This window comes from Heyndrickxia acidiproducens DSM 23148 (assembly GCF_000374345.1).
Taxonomy (GTDB): domain Bacteria; phylum Bacillota; class Bacilli; order Bacillales; family Bacillaceae_C; genus Weizmannia; species Weizmannia acidiproducens.
The window spans coordinates 1-15341 of sequence record NZ_KB893988.1; the positions used below are offsets into that span (position 1 = coordinate 1).

17 protein-coding genes are annotated in these 15341 nt (G+C 39.6%); 12 read left to right on the forward strand and 5 right to left on the reverse strand.

What is annotated here, in order from left to right; translation table 11 throughout:
• Positions 1 to 597: 597 nt before the first annotated feature.
• On the reverse strand, positions 598 to 1017 hold the full coding sequence (locus C232_RS18455; RefSeq protein ID WP_018662612.1) for a hypothetical protein: 420 nt from the start codon (positions 1015 to 1017) through the stop codon (positions 598 to 600).
• 478 nt (positions 1018 to 1495) lie between these two features.
• On the opposite strand from C232_RS18455, the gene C232_RS0106660 reads away from it, so the two are divergent.
• The 9 genes from C232_RS0106660 (at position 1496) to C232_RS0106705 (ending at position 10466) form a co-directional block, all read left to right on the forward strand.
• Entirely contained in the window at positions 1496 to 2002 is a 507-nt protein-coding gene (locus C232_RS0106660; protein ID WP_018662615.1) for a DUF1648 domain-containing protein, read from the forward strand.
• 28 nt (positions 2003 to 2030) lie between these two features.
• The gene (locus C232_RS0106665) at positions 2031 to 3353 is read left to right on the forward strand and encodes a replication-associated recombination protein A (protein WP_018662616.1); all 1323 of its coding nucleotides are present in this window, start codon (positions 2031 to 2033) and stop codon (positions 3351 to 3353) included.
• A 104-nt stretch (positions 3354 to 3457) separates the two neighbouring features.
• Entirely contained in the window at positions 3458 to 3793 is a 336-nt protein-coding gene (locus C232_RS0106670; protein ID WP_018662618.1) for an MmcQ/YjbR family DNA-binding protein, read from the forward strand.
• Positions 3794 to 4080: 287 nt separating this feature from the next.
• A complete protein-coding gene (locus C232_RS0106680) occupies positions 4081 to 4575 on the forward strand; it encodes a PH domain-containing protein (RefSeq protein WP_018662622.1) in 495 nt (164 codons plus the stop codon).
• Entirely contained in the window at positions 4572 to 6047 is a 1476-nt protein-coding gene (locus C232_RS0106685) for a PH domain-containing protein (RefSeq protein WP_018662624.1), read from the forward strand. Before C232_RS0106680 ends, C232_RS0106685 begins: the two co-directional genes overlap by 4 nt.
• 785 nt (positions 6048 to 6832) lie before the next feature.
• Positions 6833 to 7180, forward strand: coding sequence for a PadR family transcriptional regulator (locus tag C232_RS0106690; RefSeq protein ID WP_026314505.1), 348 nt, complete (start codon positions 6833 to 6835; stop codon positions 7178 to 7180).
• Complete coding sequence (locus C232_RS0106695; protein WP_018662627.1) at positions 7167 to 8165, forward strand: HAAS signaling domain-containing protein; 999 nt, start codon at positions 7167 to 7169, stop codon at positions 8163 to 8165. Before C232_RS0106690 ends, C232_RS0106695 begins: the two co-directional genes overlap by 14 nt.
• 234 nt (positions 8166 to 8399) lie before the next feature.
• Complete coding sequence (locus tag C232_RS0106700) at positions 8400 to 9644, forward strand: MFS transporter (RefSeq protein WP_018662628.1); 1245 nt, start codon at positions 8400 to 8402, stop codon at positions 9642 to 9644.
• A 219-nt stretch (positions 9645 to 9863) separates the two neighbouring features.
• Positions 9864 to 10466: a DedA family protein gene (locus C232_RS0106705; RefSeq protein WP_018662629.1), complete on the forward strand. Its 603-nt coding sequence runs from the start codon at positions 9864 to 9866 to the stop codon at positions 10464 to 10466.
• Positions 10467 to 10585: 119 nt separating this feature from the next.
• Here the strand turns inward: C232_RS0106705 and C232_RS0106710 are convergent, their stop codons facing one another.
• Positions 10586 to 11002: a carboxymuconolactone decarboxylase family protein gene (locus C232_RS0106710; RefSeq protein ID WP_018662630.1), complete on the reverse strand. Its 417-nt coding sequence runs from the start codon at positions 11000 to 11002 to the stop codon at positions 10586 to 10588.
• A 106-nt stretch (positions 11003 to 11108) separates the two neighbouring features.
• On the opposite strand from C232_RS0106710, the gene C232_RS0106715 reads away from it, so the two are divergent.
• Complete coding sequence (locus C232_RS0106715) at positions 11109 to 11519, forward strand: Lrp/AsnC family transcriptional regulator (RefSeq protein WP_018662631.1); 411 nt, start codon at positions 11109 to 11111, stop codon at positions 11517 to 11519.
• Positions 11520 to 11620: 101 nt separating this feature from the next.
• Here C232_RS0106715 and C232_RS0106720 read toward each other — a convergent pair whose 3' ends face one another.
• Positions 11621 to 12493, reverse strand: a complete 873-nt coding sequence (locus C232_RS0106720) for a YitT family protein (RefSeq protein WP_018662633.1) — start codon at positions 12491 to 12493, stop codon at positions 11621 to 11623.
• Between the two features lie 273 nt (positions 12494 to 12766).
• Here C232_RS0106720 and C232_RS0106725 point away from each other — a divergent pair, with 273 nt between their 5' ends.
• Positions 12767 to 13252: a pyridoxamine 5'-phosphate oxidase family protein gene (locus tag C232_RS0106725; protein ID WP_018662635.1), complete on the forward strand. Its 486-nt coding sequence runs from the start codon at positions 12767 to 12769 to the stop codon at positions 13250 to 13252.
• A 273-nt stretch (positions 13253 to 13525) separates the two neighbouring features.
• On the opposite strand, the gene C232_RS0106730 is transcribed toward C232_RS0106725, so the two are convergent.
• Together C232_RS0106730 and C232_RS0106735 are read right to left on the reverse strand one after the other, a co-directional pair.
• On the reverse strand, positions 13526 to 13942 hold the full coding sequence (locus tag C232_RS0106730) for a hypothetical protein (protein ID WP_422723658.1): 417 nt from the start codon (positions 13940 to 13942) through the stop codon (positions 13526 to 13528).
• 47 nt (positions 13943 to 13989) lie between these two features.
• Positions 13990 to 14778, reverse strand: coding sequence for a hypothetical protein (locus C232_RS0106735; RefSeq protein WP_018662639.1), 789 nt, complete (start codon positions 14776 to 14778; stop codon positions 13990 to 13992).
• A gap of 210 nt (positions 14779 to 14988) precedes the next feature.
• Between C232_RS0106735 and C232_RS0106740 the strand changes: the two genes are divergently transcribed.
• Positions 14989 to 15330, forward strand: coding sequence for a metal-sensitive transcriptional regulator (locus C232_RS0106740; RefSeq protein WP_018662641.1), 342 nt, complete (start codon positions 14989 to 14991; stop codon positions 15328 to 15330).
• The last annotated feature ends 11 nt before the right edge of the window (positions 15331 to 15341 follow it).

The window sequence follows — 15341 nt, forward strand, 5'->3', positions numbered from 1 at the left end:
CCTTGCTTTTCTTGGTTTGCATGGCATAAGTGCTTCACCATGCTTGCTTTGTACGAACACTAACATGAAGTGTCCCTCCTTTATTGGAGTGGTTTCCCATCCTCAATGTTATCTAACCTTCGCAACGTGGTTCACTGTTCCTTCCCCTCAGAACTGTTTAGAGAGCCACGACAGAGCCATGAACTTGGGAATCATTCATGGGTGTCTACATGAAAGATAACGTAGCCCACATGGACTTAGAGTAGACAACTAGGGCTTTTTTCAAGCCCCCACTTCAATCAGACCGTAAGGCCGATAAGTGGTGGGTAGTTGACATCAGAAGTGTTTTTTACCATCGCTTCAAAGACCGTTTCTAATGTGTCTTGTTCCTTATGTAATTAAGTACCTCCCACTTCAAGAGCGGGGTTTTTGCTGTAATGATTCGCTATAGATGGAATCATTACCCGTGAAAATCACCCGTCTTTTGATTGACCGTTACATAAGGATTTTCACCGGTTTTCACTTCTTTAACCCAAACTCCCCAATTACCGCTGCCAAGATATTTATAGCGACTAGGTGTGACGTGGTAACCTTTATATAATTCTTTTTCAAAAGTATCTACCCAGGCGCCTTTCGGACGGTTTGCAGCCGGGTTGGTCTTTTCGGTATGGAACTTGTTTCTTTGTTTGATGTTCCTTCTTTATTCGTTGATGAATTTTCTGACGTTGATGAATTTCCTGGTGTTGGTTTGTCTGATTTCGAATCGTCAGACTGGGTTGATGATGATGGGCTATTTTCTTCTGCCTGTCCCGCAGAACTTTTCTGGTCACCGCCCGTTGTTGAACCGGAAGCTGAACTGTCTGCTCCATTCTTACCGGTATCCTTTTTTTGCGCTTCGTCTTGAGAGTGTGGGGAGGCATTTGTTTCAGAATGAGTTTGATCACTTGTTACGTTTTGACGCTGATTGTGATGATATATAAAGAACCCGCCAATCACAACCAAAACAACAACCAATACGAGCAAACCAACTTTTTTCATTTTCATGCCCCCTCTCCCACCATATTAACACACTTACATAATATTAAACCTCAAGTAACTGACCATTGTGGATTCTATTCCGTCTATGCAGCAATAAGATCATCTCTAACATTCGGAATGTCAGACATAGAATGTAAGCTTTCTTTAAGTAATAGCGTATCTTTAAAGACAGCTGCACCTCCATTAAGGTTATATCTGTTGCACATTGCTTAGCAATTTCAAACGCATGTCCAGTATTTAAAAATATGGTGTATTGCTCTTAATGGATTGTGCTTTTTTGAATAAGGCTTGCCGAAGAAGCAAAAATTCCAGAGTTGATAGGAATTTGGCTGCTTTTGTCGAATATAAAGTGTAAGGATATTATGGAAAATATGTAAAAAGCCTTAACTTGGAGGCCGTTTCAATGTATACAAAGCCATGAAAAACAGCGGATGAAAAATGCGGGTGGTTTGTTTACTGGATTATGGAGGGGAATTGCATGTCAAAATCCTGGAGGCGGCCCAAATTGAAAATCGCCAGGACAAAAAGCGAATGGTTTTGGGATATCATTGGCTCTTTATTTTACGTTGGGTCGATTATTTTTCTGGTCATCGTTTGGGGCATACTACCGGAGAAAGTCCCTGGACATTATGATGCCTCCGGTAAAGTTGATCGTTGGGGACCAAAATGGGAACTTTTGATTATACCCGGCGTGGGGGCAATCCTTGCTCTATTGATGCAGTTATTGGAGAAGTTTCCTCATATTTACAATTACCCCGAACGAATGAATGAATCAAACGCAAAACAATTTTATCTGCATAGCCGGAAACTGCTAAATCAATTGAAAAATATTTGTCTGATTTTCTTTGCCTTAGTCTTATTGGAATCCGTTATTATTGCATTGAAATGGGGAAACGGATTCGGTAAGTGGTTTTTACCAATTGTAATCATTGGTATCGGAACTCCAATTGTATTGGGAATCTTTAGACAAAGGAAAATTAGATAACAGAGATACGAAAAAAGAGGGATTAATCTTGAAACAGGCTTCATTATTTGAAAATGATCAAAACCGTCCCTTGGCCAGCAGAGTGCGGCCTCAAAAATTGGATGAATTCGTTGGACAAAAACACTTGATAGATAAAGGGAAGGTTCTCAGGGAAATGATTGAACATGACCGTCTTTCTTCGATGATCTTCTGGGGTCCTCCCGGAGTTGGAAAGACGACATTGGCGAAAATTATTGCTAGTCAAACCCAATCAAAATTTATAGATTTCAGTGCTGTCACAAGCGGTATTAAAGATATTCGAAACGTAATGAAAGAAGCTGAGGAATATCGTCAACTAGGTGAAAGAACTATTTTATTTATTGACGAGATCCACCGATTCAATAAAGCGCAACAAGATGCCTTTTTACCATATGTTGAGAATGGCAGCATTATCCTGATCGGTGCAACCACCGAGAATCCATCTTTTGAAATCAACTCGGCCCTGTTATCCCGTTGCAAAGTTTTTGTTCTCCATCAATTAACTAGCAATGAAATCATCGAATTATTAAAACAAGCCATCGTAAATCCAAATGGGTTTGGAAATCAAAACATTCAAATTGAAGATCAAACATTATTGGCCATAGCGGAATTTTCAAATGGAGATGCCCGGATTGCATTGAATACGCTGGAGATGGCCGTCCTGAATGGAAAAAAGCAGAATGGCTTGATTAAAATCAGCAAAGAAGCGCTGACTCAGCTGGTCAATAGGAAATCATTATTGTACGACAAAAAGGGAGAAGAACATTATAATATTATCTCTGCATTGCATAAGTCGATGCGAAATAGTGATGCAAATGCTGCAATTTATTGGCTGGCACGGATGTTGGAAGCCGGGGAGGATCCTTTATACGTCGCCCGCAGGCTTGTCAGATTTGCGAGTGAAGATATCGGTTTAGCAGACAGCAGGGCTTTAGAAATTGCGGTGTCTGTTTTCCAGGCATGCCAATTCATCGGCATGCCTGAGTGCACTGTACATTTAACCCAAGCTGTGGTTTATCTTTCTCTTGCCCCGAAATCAAATTCGGCTTATTTGGCTTACATGGAGGCAAAGAAAGATGCCTTGAATTCCATGAATGAACCCGTCCCCCTGCATTTACGCAATGCACCTACCAAGTTAATGAAGGATTTAAATTACGGCAAGGGATATCAATATGCGCATGATACAGAAGAAAAATTAACAGCAATGCAGACGATGCCGGACTCGTTAATCGGCCATCAGTATTACCATCCAACGACTCAAGGTTCAGAAGCCAGGTTCAAAAAAAGACTGGAAGAAATTTCAGAATGGCATAAAAGAAACCGTAAATCGTAATTTGGACAAACCATGTCTATCGTGAACCAACACAACTAAAGTTACAGCAGGTTAACCATTCATATAACAGGATTGAAAGCGGTATGTTGAAGGAGCGGCAATAAATGAAAACGAGAGAAGAAGCGATTCATTACTGTTTAAAACTCGAAAACACGTATGAAGATTATCCCTTTAAGGATCAGAATTGGACATTAATGCGCCACAAAGAAAATAAAAAGGTCTTTGCCTGGATTTTTGAAAGAAATGGCCATATTTGGATCAATGTGAAATGTGAAACCGGTTGGCTGGACTTCTATCGCCGGAAATACCCTTCTGTTGTTCCGGCGTACCATTTGAACAAAGAACATTGGAATTCCATTATACTTGACGGTACCATCCCGGAGGAAGAAATCTATGATATGATAAGGCAGAGCTATCACTTAACAATGGAAAAAAGGTAGTCTTGCCTAAACTGAATAATGTTATTGGGGCTGCTGTTTGCTTCGTAATCGGCATCCTGAGTTTTGTCAATGGCATATTTTCCATGAAATACCGACACCCTCTTACATTGTCAATGATCGTTACTATGTTTGCAATTCTGATCATTATATTTACAGTCATTGCATATTTATTAGGTGAAGCAGGCTATCCGCCGGAAATTTCTCAGTGAAAAATTGATATAATAATAGAAGAAAAGTGGAAACAACTGGGTTCTCAAAATGATTTTATGAAAGACAAGGAGATCGTTATGTATTCTGATATAAAAGAACCGCAGCAAAGACTGTCCAGGGATGCTGTGAAAGTATGGGTAATACGTGAAATCATAGAGACAGGGACCGGCCTGATCATCCTTGGTATTTTACTATATCTCGATCATCGTTTTGCCTGGAAAGCGTGGATTGGCTGGATATTATACGGACTGCTTGTGATAGATGTACTCGCTGCGGTCTGGTCATGGATAAACTCGTATTTTCTTTATAAAAATTGGCGTTACGATGTCAGCGAAGAATTTTTGCAGTTGAAATCAGGTGTTTTAAATGAGAAACATCACCTGGTTCCGATGACGAAAATTCAAGCAGTAGCAACCCAACAAGGGCCGATATTAAAAAAATACGGGCTCTGTTCTGTGACTGTGGACACGATGGGGTCTTCCCACACCATTCCGGCACTTCCGAAAGAGGACGCCATTGCATTAAGAAACCAAATTGCCCGCTATGCAAAAATCAAGGAAGTGGAGTCATGAATAAAGCAAAACGATACCATCCGCTTTTGTTGCTGTTTGATTTCGGGAAGCTCATAAAAAATAATTTTATTCTTCTCCTCTTATTGTTTGTGGTGAATGCTGGTTCACACTCTCGTATGATCATATATGGCAGATACTTGCTTTGCATTGGTTTTGGAGCCGCTATCGTTTATCATTTTTTGAAATGGTTCACACATAAATATACAATTGATGATCGGGCCTTCCATCTTTATAAAGGCATTTTCAGCAAAACAGTGCGGACGGTGCCTTTCTCTAAAATTCAAAATATCAACCGCCATACATCCTTATTTCACCGAATCTTTCATGTAACCTCTATCAGATTTGAAACCGGGATATCCGGGGACGAATCTGCGGTAACATTTGAAGTTGTTTCACTTGAGGAAGCGGAAAGGATGGTTGGTATCGCCAACCGGGAGGACAGGAATATGGATCTGCCGGAGGAGGCTGGAGAAAAAGAATACTCCAGCCGGGTTGTTCATTTTAAACCAACAAAGAGGGATGTTTTAAAAGCAAGTTTTACGTCTCTTAGCCCGCTTGCTATCATTCCTTTATTTTTTTCTTTTTATTCCAACGTAGACGACCTTTTTGATATAGAGAGCAGAACGGAAGGGATACTTTCCGATATATCCGGTTCCTGGTGGATCGTAACAGGCATTACATTTTTTGTTGTCATCGTTGCGGTGATTTTTGGAATGGCACGGACATTTTTGAAGTACGGAAAATATGAGATTTCCTCTGATGAAGAGCGGATTTTCATTACAAAAGGGATCATTGAAGAAACGTCGTTTTTTATTTCAAAACATAAAGTGCAGGCAATTGAAATCGAACAATCTATTTTGAAAAGGCTGTTCGGGTTGGCGGAAGTAAAGTTGACCAGTGCCGGAAGCCTTGACTTAGATGGAGAAAAACTAGAAATGAACTCACTCTATCCTTTCTTGCCGGTTGACCGGGCTTATGGAATCATAACCGAAATTTTACCGGAGTATGAAGTGACACAGGAGATGAAGCAGCTCCCTGGAAAATCTTTATGGGTCCGGCTGTTTACCCCAAGCTGGATTTGGATGATTGCAACAGCTGTCCTGTTTTTTTGGAGGCCGGAAATTTTCGGTGTGAAGCTGGCGTGGTGGATATTATCCGCTATTCTGTTAGGATTGATCATTATAGTAAGATGGATGGATTTCTTGCACACCAAATATATTTTGAATGACCGCTTCATCCAGCTGCAATCAGGTTTTTTTACGACGTCTTTTTTTCTTTCTAAAAGGGATAAGGTCATTGAAATCAATGTATCCCGGAATCCTTTTCAAAAATGGCTGGGCCTGGCTACCATTGCGACAATAAATCGGTCCAAACCAGTACAATATAATGAGATTAAAAATGTCCCGTCAGACTTTGCCGGAGACTTTTATAAATGGTATATGGGACGGCGAAAGGAAATTAAGGTGGAGTAAAGAGGATATTAAAAAGAACAGCAAAAAAACTTTGGAGGCCATTTCAGCGTATCGAAACAAGTTTTTGCAACAATCAACAAATCAGAATGACTTGGAATGAAATACCAAGGAATGGTTGCTAGAAAGGCGTGAACTGTTTTGAACTTTTTACAAAAAGTTTTTTGCAGACAAAATATACATAGTGCAGGCGTTGTGTTTGGTCTATTCATCCTTATCACTGTGATATTTGATGTTCCATTAAACTTACTTAGTATCCTATCTATATTGATTCTTACTCTTGCCTTCATGGTGTTGAATGCTTTGATTAAGCCATTGTAAAACATTTATGCGTATCTTCGGGTCGAAATAGTGATAGAGTTTCCTATGAGTTATCAATTGGTATTTGCTTTTCATTTATTCGACAAGCACTGACACCCCTGCTACAATCTTATTTCTGCATACGACTCGGCGGTGAATCTGGCAAAAGAACATGGCTTTATCCGGGTAGTTACAAATCCTGATTCAATAACAAAACAAACTCAGGCTGGATCTGCTTAGGGTCCGGCTATTCTTTTGCCCAATTTCTTTGTCTGGTAAGGGAGTTCCGGTGGTTTTCCATACATCATTTTCTATTCCGTCATACATCCTATTGTATTAAATCCGGCGGTTTCTTTTTCATGTCACTCCAAGCGGTCCATCCCGGAATGGAGTTTGATTTCAATTGTTATTGGAACAACAATAGTGTATGATGCATAGTATAAACCATATAGTGTACGTCATATCGTATATAATATCGAGGTGGGTGAATGAGTACTTTACTGAATTCATTGATGACAGAGTTAAGGAGAGGAACGTTGACATTGGCTGTTTTAAGTCAATTGCGAACACCCCAGTATGGATATTCCCTTGTTCAGTTATTAGAGAAATCAGGCATTAACATTGATCAAAGTACCTTATATCCATTGCTTCGCCGTTTAGAAAAACAGGAATTAGTAACGAGCAGCTGGGATACATCGGAGAGCAGGCCCCGTAAGTATTATGTTTTAAGTAAATACGGTCTGGAAATCTTTTTGCAATTAAAAAAGGAATGGATTAAAAATTCGAAAGAACTATATGGTTTATTAAAAGGGGATGAGGAAGATGAACTTAATTGAGCGTTATATTCAAGAAGTTACTCGCAGACTGCCTGAAAAAAGCCGTGATGATATTGCACTTGAGCTGCGTTCAACCATTGAGGATACGCTTCCTGATGATTACGATGAGAAAGATATTAAGGCAGTCCTGGAAAAATTGGGGAATCCGGCAGTATTAGCGAGCGGTTACCGGGATCAACCCATGCATCTTATAGGGCCGCATTATTTTGACGTATACATCTCTTTATTAAAAATGATCTTGCCAATTGCTGCTACTATTTCTCTGATCTCGACCATTGCCGTATATTTTATGGGTTACCATGGCGAAGAAACAGTAATTCATGTGTTTTTAGATATCGCTGGTTTTGGTGTATGGAGAATCATTGAAGTAGGCATCCAAACCTTTTTTTGGCTAACACTTGTTTTCGCCATTATAGAAAGAACAGATAAAGGAAATGACCAGCAGCCATTAACAGTAACCCTTAAAAAATGGACACCTGATGATTTGAAAAGCATCCCTTATATTCCTAAGAAAAAGGCTATTAGAAAGTGTGAAGTATTTGGCAGCTTAATGTGGACAGCGATTTGGGCCACCCTCTACTATTATGCGGATAACCTTATAGGTATATATGAAGGTGGCGGAGACCGGCTTGAATTTGTGACTCCAGCTTTAAACCAGGAAGTTTTACTTCGGTATTGGCCTATCGTTCTTATTTTGGTCGTCCTCGAAATTGCATTCGCTCTATTTAAATTAATCAAGGGACAATGGACGAAAAGATTGGCGGTATGTAACACTGCAATTGAGCTTTTTGGAAGCACTGTATTCGTAATGATATTAATAAATCCGGATATCATGAGCCAGGATTTTATTACGTATATGGCTGATTTGTTTACCATTACCACTAAGCAAGTTGAAACATGGATAATTGGCGGTGGGGCTTTCTTCTATATGTTATTTGCTGCGATCAGTGTATTTGATGGCTTCCGTAAGGCCGGAATACGTTAATTCGCGGCTTCATGAACCTCGATAATACATTTTGTGAAATTTCCCCAAGTACGAATATTTTAATTGCTAGGATTTAATTGATTTTGTTTAACATCTGAAAAAAGCGTTAAGATTGTAAAAAATTCGTTTACATAAAAGTTGCACCGTTTTCACCCTTCAGATATGATAAATCTAAAAGATATTTGTGTCTCAAAGAATTGGAACCTCAAAAGTTAAGAAATGGGTTGTTAATCAATGGATAAAATAAACAATAATCCCAAGGAGAATTGGTTACAGAACATTATTCTGTTTTTAAGTAGCCAAACCATTTCACTTTTTGGGTCGTCCCTGGTTCAATATGCAATCATGTGGTATATAACACTAACAACAGAATCAGGTTTGATGATGACATTGTATATCATCTGCGGTTTTATTCCGACGTTTCTCTTATCCCCGGTTGCGGGAGTTTGGGCGGATCGCTATAACCGAAAAATACTGATTAGTTTAGCGGACGGACTGATAGCAATTGCAACTCTAATCCTTGCTATTCTCTTTTTAATGGGATTTGATGCGACATGGTTACTTTTTGTAATGGCAGCGATTCGTGCTTTTGGTACAGGAATTCAAACACCTGCCGTCGGGGCTATTTTGCCGCAAATTGTTCCAAAAGACAGGCTGACTAAGGTAAACGGAATAAATGGAAGTATTCAAGCCGTTATCATGTTCGTATCTCCAATGGTCAGTGCAGCCCTGCTAGCAATGGCTTCGATTGAAATTATATTTTTTATAGATGTCATTACGGCAGCAATTGCGATTTTCACGCTGCTTGCCTTTGTAAAAATTTCCGTACATGAAAAGGCGGCGGAAAAACAAACATCAAGCTACTTTAACGACTTTAAACAAGGATTACAATATATAAATCACCATGATTTTCTGAAAATATTTTTCCTGTTTTTTGCAGTTTTCTTTGTATTAATGGCGCCTGCAGCATTTTTGACACCATTGCAGGTTACACGCAGCTTTGGTGATGGCGTATGGCGGCTAACTGCGATTGAAATTGCCTTCTCAATTGGCATGATGGCGGGCGGAGGCATGATCGCTTCCTGGGGAGGCTTTCAAAATAAAGTAAAAACCATGATGTTTTCAAGCCTCATGATGGGCGTTTGTACATTTGCACTTGGTGTCGTTCCGGACTTTTGGATTTACTTATTTTTCATGGCTTTATTCGGAGTAGCAATGCCAATGATCAATACAACGACAACTGTTTTATTACAGGAGAAAGTAGAAGAAGACTATTTAGGAAGAATTTTTGGTGTCATGGCAATGATTTCAACCTCGATGATGCCGATTGGAATGCTTATCTTCGGCCCAATCGCAGATATAATCAAAATAGAATGGCTGCTGATTGGAACTGGAATAGTTATGAACATATTAGCTATATTCGTAGGCCGAAACAAGGTATTAATTGAAGCGGGGAAACCTGCATCGACGGAATCTTAACCCAACGAGACGGGAGGACCGTAACTGGCTCCCGGTACATAAAAAAGGGAAAATGTAATCTTCATTCATATTAAAGTTAGCGCTAACAGCTTTGCCTGAAGCAGGAGCTGTATGCTGTCAAATTCGTTTGAAAGCCTGTGTTTGAATTTCCTTTGTCCGACTATTCTGCGGTTATTCAAGTTACTTTAACAAATATTTTTATTTGAGGGAGTATGATAAATGCAAAACTGGATAATGAGTGTAATGGAAGATTTCGGATATATGGGTATTCTTCTCTTGATTGCTTTAGAGAATATCTTTCCACCTATTCCATCAGAAGTAATTTTAACATTTGGCGGTTTTATGACGATTCATACAAGCCTAAGTGTTATAGGGGTTGTAACGGTTTCGACGATTGGATCAGTGCTTGGAGCCATCATCCTTTACGGGGTTGGGGCGATGATTGATATCAACAGGATGGAAAAAATCATTGAGAAGTGGGGGCATATTCTCAGGGTAACAAAAGATGACCTCTATAAAGCAAATAACTGGTTCAATAAATATGGTTTATGGACAATATTTCTTTGTCGTTTCATTCCGCTTATTAGAAGTCTCATTTCAATTCCTGCAGGCATGTCGCATATCAATTTTGGGCTCTTTCTTTTATTAACCACTCTGGGGACTTTTATTTGGAATGTTACTCTTGTAAGCATAGGGGTTGCTGTTGGAAACCAATGGGAAACGATCGTAGGTTATATGGACATATATTCTAATATAGTGTACGCCGTGTTAGCATTGTTATTGATTTCACTTGTCATTGTATGGATTCGAAAGAGATCGTAAGCTCATTTAACGCATTTTTTTGGCATCTCCGGCAACAATGTATATATCTATTTCTTATTCGTAACAACGCTAATCATTGGGCTCCATCAGTGGAAAATCACCACTGATGGAAGTTTCATTTATCTTTGGTGCTCCCCTAGTTGCATTAGTGCACCAAAATATTGTGATGCTGTTGTGAAACAAATGAAAGCAATCAGCTCACTGATTTCCGTATCTGTTAAATACTCCTTCAAAACCGCTGTTACATTTGGAGATGTTTGCCCTTTGCTCACAAGAAAAGCTTCAGCAAATCCGGTACATACAGCTGTTTTTTCATCGTAATCAGTCGGATTTGGTTTGCCTTTTGCCTTACAATAGAGGCAGCCATTTTTTTGTGCAAGTGTACGTCGAACTTCTTCTTTTAACCTCGCTGATAATTGACCATCATTTTCAAGTTCATTACCGAGTTTGTTCCAGTATTTCAGAATGGACTCATTATATCCCAGTAATTGTTGAAAGGGTGTGCTACCTCTTTCATGAAATGGTATCAGTGTCATGATCATCCCTCCTATAACTAGTGTAGAATAAAGCGTGCTGCTTTCACATATCGTTTTAAAGGTATATGATTGGTTTGGATTTCAAAATGGAAAGGAATTTCAAGGAATGGATTTCATTGATGAACAAATCATACGCGAATTGAAAGAAGATAGTCGCTTATCAATGAGCGAGCTAAGCAGACGTATTCATCTATCTGCCCCGGCCGTAAGAGAGCGGGTGCGACAATTAGAAGAGCAAGAAATAATTAAGCGCTATACAATTGAACTGAATCAAAAAAAGCTGGGATATCCAATTGAAGCCATCATTGAAGCGACCATTAAAAATAATCGTTATGAGGATTTTAAAAAGCAGATAGGTCATTATTCGAATGTTGAATTTTGTTATCGTATTGCTGGCGATGCATGCTTTATGTTAAAAGCCCACTTCCAATCGTTTGAAGACGCGGAGCAATTTATTGATGATTTACAGTTATTCGCACATTCTAAAACGAACTTTATTTTTTCAAAAGTTATCTAAAACTAGAGCGCTTATTAGAATAAGGTGGTATTAAAATTGCACATTATTCCAGAGCCTTTTTCCAAATGAATGCAGTACGCTCCCGGAACAATGTGCTTATTTTAATGAATATTGTTCTTTCTGAAATTCCCGCCCCTCACTTCTGCAACGTCATAAACTGTAACAAAAGATTTTGGGTCAATTTCACTAATGATTTCCTTTAGTTTGGTTTCTTCCAAGCGGTTGATGACACAGGTGATTTCTTTGAATTTTTCGTGGGAGAATCCTCCATACACTTCGTTGAACGTTGCACTCCGGCCTAAGCGGTCACGTATTGCCTCCACTATTAGTTCAGGCTGCGTTGTGATAATTTTAAAGGTTTTAGAACCGCTTAAACCTTCTTCTACGATGTGAATGACTTTAGAAGCAATGAAGTAAGCAATTGCCGACAGAATTGCTCCTTGAAGGCCGAATACGAATGAGACAATGATAAACACAAATATGTTTAAGAAAAGAATAAAGTCACTTGTCCCAAACGGTAATTTCCGGGCCAGCAGTACGGCAAGCATATCAATGCCATCCAATGCTCCGCCATTACGCAAAGCGAGCCCCATTCCAAAACCAATAATGATCCCTCCGGCAACCGTAATTAACAAAGTGTCCCCTTTAATAATGGCCGAAGTATCGTGAAATAAAGTAGTGCCCGCAGACAGTGAAACGATTCCGATGATCGAGAATAAAGAGAAGGTTTTTCCTATTTGCTGATAACCTAACCAGATAAATGGAATATTGATGATCGCGATGAGCGCCCCCAGCGGCAGATCAAATAGTTTGGAAGCCACAATGCTCAGGCCGGTCACGCCTCCATCTGAAACATGGTTTGGGATCAATACGGTTTCCAAACCGTATGCAGCGATAAATCCTCCAATAATGACGAGGAGCCCCCGCAATATCATTCTTAATTTATTGCTCTTTTGCTTCGTGTTTGTACCCATATCATACCTCTCTCCATGTATTATTATATTATTAAGTGTATCACAAAAATTTATTTGTACTGTAGTCAAGTTGAAAATACAAACGGCTCAGGAAATTATTGGAAATACAGACAAATACCTCGTCAATTTAGCGAAGGAGGGAGATGAAAATTTTTTCGGCAGGAAGATAAAAGCCAAGACGATTTAGTTTCCCTGTTTTTTTGTCTCGTGTACTGTGCGATTAAAAATCACGGTTAAAGGGAATAACCTTATAAAAAGAATGAGGTGATGCTGATGTCAAATTCAGAAAGATTTGATCAAAAAGAGTTGGAAAAGCTGCGGTCTTTAATAAAAGGGATCGATACTGCCATGCTGACAACGATGACAGACGAAGGCCTGGTTTCCCGCCCGATGAAAACCCAGGAAGTCGAGTTTGACGGGGACTTATGGTTTTTTACGAAAAAAGACACGGATAAGTTTCATGAAGTCCTGCAAAACCAGGAAGTCAATGTTGCCTATGCAGGAAAGTCTTATGTATCCGTGCGCGGGAAAGCAGAAATTGTGGAAAGTCTCGATAAAAAGAAAGAACTTTGGAATGCCGCCTATGAAAAACTGTTAAAAACAAGCTACGATGACCCGAATGTTGTCCTGCTCAAAGTTGAGGTAGAATCTGCTGAATATTGGGAGTCCGGCAACCTTATGAAAATGGTGGTCCATCTTTTCAACCGGGCGGCGGGGAAGGAAAAGGATACGGCCAATATTAATCAAACGATTGATTAATATTCAGGGCCATGTTCCTAAAAAAGGCAATACAATACGATGGGGGCAGCCCATCGTATTGCTTCTTGTTCCGGGAAAACGATGAAACTGGAGACAAGTAAGAGGAGGCTGCTGTGACATTTGAATTCAATACTCAAATCGCAGCCACCCGAGTGGAAGATTACAGGGCCGGTATGGTATCCGTTGGCTTCCAGCAAAATCTGATCGCGCGGTCGATGAAATGTAAGCCGCAAAGTTCAATTTTACTTGTTCAGCAGGTGATAACGGATTCAATCATTTTACTTTCGCTACGCCTAATGCAAAATGGCTCCAAAGTACATCTTCAATGAATTCAGCCTGGGATGCATCACAGTCGACGATTAGGATGACCTCGGCGTGTTTTCCTCCCAATACTCTTTTGTTTTTTTTAACAACCAATTCCATAAAAAGACGAATAGCAAAGCCAAGGACAAACCCGGAAACTGCACCGATCAGACCGCAATAAATCGGGCCCCAGGCTAATTTAAAGCCTATACTTGCTCCAATTACAGCAAAAGCAGTAGCAAGCCCCATACCAATATCAATAAGGGTTATGCCATCCGAGCGGTGCAGCGTATCAAAAATTTTACGGTCTTCTGCCCTATTATCCAGAGGGACAGCGAATATGTTTTCTTTTGGAATTCCTCTCTTTTCTAACGTTAAAACCGCCATCTCTAAAAACCCGTTGCATTCAAATGTTGAAAAAAACTGCAAATGGATCACTTCACTTTTTGTCCTTTTAATATTTGAAAATTCTCCGCCTGGTAATGCTCGGTTAAATGATTTCTTAACTCTTTTTCGAATAGTTTATTATTCTCAACTGTATTCGCATAAGAATCATAAATTGCAAACCCATAGTGTGAGGGGATAAAAAGCAGCCATTCCGGATTTAAAACAGCGGTAGCTTCTTTTACTTTACCGAGTATCAATAGCAAAATGGCTTCTTGAACATGCGAATAATAAAAAAATACGACCAACCCTGCGATTACAAATACACTAGTTAAAATCCTATGAATATAGAGATGACCTAAACCGGGGATAAACAATGACCACATCAAGGCAAGAATGGGATTTCGTTTATCCAGGTAGTTCATCTCTAAGGCGCCCAGTGCAAAAGTGTTGAAACGGTGCCCCTCCAGTTCGGCTAAAATATAAACCCTGTTCATATCTATTGTTGTCCGATAACTGTCCCAAATCCCGAAAAGGTAAACAGGAATATACATCAGAAGCCATCTTGTGTTTAATACTTCTTTTGCCATGTCTATATTCCCTTGAAAGGAATAAATCATGGAAGAATTAACATGTGCTTGAAGATTGATGATAACCTCCCAAATAAATAAAGCATATCCTCTAAGATATTTAGATAAAAGCATATGCCCGAAACCGGGGAATGCTGCGGACCACCATGCAATGATATAAGGATTTCTCAAATGCAATTGTGTTGTCCCTAAAATACTCACATGGGCTTTATATCTTCTGGCGGTATTGTCATTTGTGTAGTTGTCCATTTTATCCACCCTCAGGATTGATTGATAATAGATTTCCTAAAATCAGCTGTATTTATGCCTTTTTGTAATTCAATACATAGACCTGTTCATGAAAAGTGAAGAATAAGACGGATGCCGGAATAAAGTTCACAACATAAATGGTAATGGAGCATCAACGTTGACATAGTATACGGGGGGATGGTATATTATGAATATAAAGGAGGCCAGGAGATGGAGGAATTGGAAATGATGGATGCCCGGGCTGAAGCTTCCGTTTGCCCCGCCCACAGTGAACGTAAAAGCCACCATTCGGAAAAAGTGAAAAAGAACCTGGTCAGCAGGTTGAACCGTATTGAAGGGCAGGTAAGAGGAGTAAAAGGCCTCATCGAAAAAGATACATATTGCGATGATGTCATTACCCAAATCGCTGCCATCCAATCAGCCTTAAACGGCGTGTCTAAGATCTTGCTTGAGGGCCACTTGAAAAATTGTGTACTGGACCGGATTCAAGAAGGGGACCTGGATGTGCTGGATGAATTTTTGGTGACCATACAAAAAACAATGAGAAAATAAAGGAGAGATTG